The sequence below is a fragment of the Roseicella aerolata genome, from assembly GCF_020523605.1.
Lineage (GTDB): Bacteria > Pseudomonadota > Alphaproteobacteria > Acetobacterales > Acetobacteraceae > Paracraurococcus > Paracraurococcus aerolatus.
The window spans coordinates 1-575 of the sequence record NZ_JAJAQI010000190.1 but is presented as its reverse complement, the minus strand read 5'-3'; the positions used below and the strand labels follow the sequence as shown (position 1 = coordinate 575).

1 protein-coding gene is annotated in these 575 nt (G+C 70.3%); it reads right to left on the bottom strand.

Features of this window, described 5'->3' with window-relative positions; translation table 11 throughout:
- Positions 1–533 (bottom strand): IS701 family transposase (locus tag LHA35_RS28505; RefSeq protein WP_226615296.1); only part of this gene is annotated, 533 nt, incomplete at its 3' end.
- Between the last annotated feature and the right edge of the window lie 42 nt (positions 534–575).

Genomic DNA, 575 nt, shown 5'->3' with positions numbered 1-575 from the left:
TCCGGCACCTCCGCCTTGGCCCGCCGCACCGGATCCGCGGCCCAGGCCTCCGGCAGGTAGAGCCGGTAGGCGATCGGCAGGCTGGCCTGGTCGTTGGCCACCGACAGGCTCACCGCCACCTGACAGTTGTCCTGCTTGCCGAGCTGCCCGCAGTACTGCCGCGCCACTCCGACCGAGTGCGTGCCCTGCTTCGGGAAGCCAGTGTCATCCACGATCCAGTAGCGCACCAGTCCGTGCCGCTCGATCGCCGGCAGCACCTGCTCGCGCACCGCCCGCAGCAGCGCCGCATCGTCCCATGCGGCCTTGGCGACCACATGGTGCAGGGACTGATGTTTGGCCTGCACGCGGGCCGGCTCGATCCGGGCCGCCATCGGCTCGACGCTTTTGCGCTCCCCCGGCAGCAGCAGGCCCGTGCAGTAGGCCCGCGCCGAGGCGGCGCGGCGCACATCCCCGAGCCCCGCCGTGATCGCCCCCAGATAGGCCGCGAACCGCGCCTCGCCCGTCCTCGGCCGCCTTGTCTGCCTCTCTACCATCCCCCACATATAGGAAGACCGGAAAGCTTTGACACAGTAAGA